This is a genomic window from Halanaerobium salsuginis (genome assembly GCF_900114545.1).
In the GTDB taxonomy this organism is placed as follows: domain Bacteria; phylum Bacillota; class Halanaerobiia; order Halanaerobiales; family Halanaerobiaceae; genus Halanaerobium; species Halanaerobium salsuginis.
In genome coordinates, this window is the sequence record NZ_FOTI01000084.1 from 1 (window position 1) to 2569 (window position 2569).

A 2569-nucleotide genomic window follows, 5' to 3' on the forward strand; every position below is an offset into this window, starting at 1 on the left:
TGTGAATGTCAAATAATATTTTACACTTTTCGCTCATTAAGATTTTACACCTAAGATTTTCCAAAAATGGTTTCTCTGTGAGTCAATCTGTAGCTATCACCATCTAAATTGATGATTTCGCACTTGTGAACTATGCGATCTAATATCGCAGCTGTAATTGCCTGATCGCCTATTAGTTCACCCCAATCTGAAGGTCCTTTATTTGAGGTAATAATAATTGAAGTCTGACCATACAGTTTGTTTATCAGCTGGAAAAAGAGGTTGGATTCCTGCTTTTCCATTGCCATAAACATGATGTCATCAATAATTAAAAGATCACATTTTAAAACTCTATTGAGTTTAGTTTTAGAAGACCTAATCATTTCAGCAGTTTTAAGCCAATAAATCAAATCACTAATGCCTGCAAAAATTACTTTGTAGCCTTCGTTAATGGCATGAATACCGAGGCCAATACTCAGGTGAGTCTTACCTACACCTGAAGGCCCAAGCAGGACTATATTGTAGCCCCGCTCAAGCCAGGATAGTTCCTTAAGCTGGTTAAACTGTTTTTTAGATAGAGTCTGCTGCTCTTCAAGATTAAACTCAGCCAGAGTTTTATACTCTGGGAATGCCGCCTGTTTTAGATATTTTTCCAATCTGGCTGCTTCTCGTGCTTCAATCTCCTGATCCAGTATATACTCAACCAGTTTCTCACTGGAGAAGGCATTTTCAACAGCGTGAGATATGATTTCTGATATATTATCAGAGGCATTTTTTAACTTTAAAACTTTAAATTTATCTTTTAGATTTTCAATTGTGGTTGTCATTTATACCTCCAGTTTTAAGAGTCAAATATCTTTTGATAGACATCAAGGTCTCTTACTGCTGGTTTAGCAGCAAGTTTAGCTTTATCTTTTTCATTTAAAGCTATATTATCAGCTACCAGTAAAATATCATCATTTTTAGACTTGATTTTTTCTTTATCGTAATAACTAATGATATCTCTAAAATCACTGGCACTGTAGAGTTTATTACCTATACAGTATTCTAATGCTTCTGTGATAGTTTCAGAATCTTTATCTTCTAAAGCTTTTTCTATTACAAGCAGTTGATCCCTGATATATCGCTGTTTTTCTTTTCGGATTCTTGCTAGAAATTTATCTGCTCTTTTGTTATCAGGAAAGAGAAGAGTTATCTTTTCTATCAGTTTATTAATATTAGCAGATTTCTTTCTTACGTGATCCCTATTTTTAGAGAGTTTACCTTTAGTTTTAATTATTTTATGTTCTGCCAGTTTAGCTGTACTTTCAAAATCATATATCAGGTATTTATCATTGTCCTCAAGCACTTTAACATAGCTTTCAGGTCCTTGATAGGTGCCTAATGGAACAGAATATCTGTTACCTTTTATCGGAATAGTATTGTCTTTTCTCACCTGATAAGTTATACTTAAGTCAGAAGAATTAGTTTTAATTTTTTCGGATACTGGCTTCAGGTATTGCTTTTCGACGGTAAATACCTGAGCTGGTATTTTTTTCGTTGTACCGTGTATTTTTCCATTAGCACGGCGTTCAAGCCACTTAAGACAATCCTCATTCCACTTTTCCAGATTGATAAATGTTCTATGTGCTGCAAAGTTATTTTTAGCATAACCAACAACATTTTCAATGCGGCCTTTAGATTCTGGATCAGCTGCTCGACACATATATACTCTAAATTTTCTATCAAGCCTGTAGGATGCAAACTGATGAGTGTAGATTAAATCACCATAGTTTTCACTATACAGGATTAAACTATCCTGATCATAGACCGCTTCCTCTGGTATACCTTTAAAGTATTCAAATGCATTTTCATGAGCTGCTACTACATCAGCTGTAGTTAATGGTCTATCAAACCATTCTATATATTTATATCGAGAATGGGAGAGAACAAAAGCAATCAGATAGAGTTTAACTCTGGTGATTTTGTCTGTTTTGTAGACCCATTTTTCACCCATATCAACCTGCATCTGTTGACCCATTGGTGGATCTTCAACTGCTTCATAGAACCTGGGATGCCTTGTTTTGGGAATATTATGCTCTTTCCTTAAATTTCTGATGTATCTTCTGAGAGTATTCTCAGCAAAACCAGGGTGTCCATTAGCCTGTTCTTCGATCCAGTCATAGATCTGAGATGCTGAGATATCAGGATGTTCTTTTAGCCAGTTTAGAATCTTATCATGATACTTATCTGCTTTTTTAGTTCTGGTACTCATTGACTGAAGAACTTCTTTAAATTCTTCTGTATTTAAGTCATAGTACTTATTGAGTGTTGGTCTGCTAATATTTAATCTTCTTGCGATCTGGGATTTATTGAATCCCATTTCTTTTAACTGGTGGATTTTTATATGCATTTTGTATCCATCTTCTTTATTCAATATTTCTGCCTCCTCTTAGGATATTTAAAAGAATATTATATCCTAAAAGAGCAGATTATGGTACTGGATTAATTTAACATATTTGCCAACTCTAAATCTTGAGATTTACATTATCTAGCAATATCCGTAAAATCTTAATGAGCGTTTTCTGTAAAATCTATTTTATCATCTACA

2 protein-coding genes are annotated in these 2569 nt (G+C 34.1%); both read right to left on the reverse strand.

Annotation, left to right across the window (positions count from 1 at the left end; translation table 11 throughout):
• Positions 1–50 precede the first annotated feature (50 nt).
• Positions 51–806 carry an IS21-like element helper ATPase IstB gene (gene istB / locus BMZ74_RS14200; protein ID WP_089862858.1) on the reverse strand — a complete coding sequence of 252 codons (756 nt, stop codon included), beginning with the start codon at positions 804–806 and terminating at the stop codon, positions 51–53.
• Positions 807–820: 14 nt separating this feature from the next.
• A complete protein-coding gene (gene istA / locus BMZ74_RS14205; RefSeq protein ID WP_218142095.1) occupies positions 821–2395 on the reverse strand; it encodes an IS21 family transposase in 1575 nt (524 codons plus the stop codon).
• Positions 2396–2569: the final 174 nt, after the last annotated feature.

Coding starts and splice junctions, on each gene's coding strand:
- istB (WP_089862858.1), bottom strand. CDS start 806: ATGACAACCACAATTGAAAATCTAAAAGATAAATTTAAAGTTTTAAAG.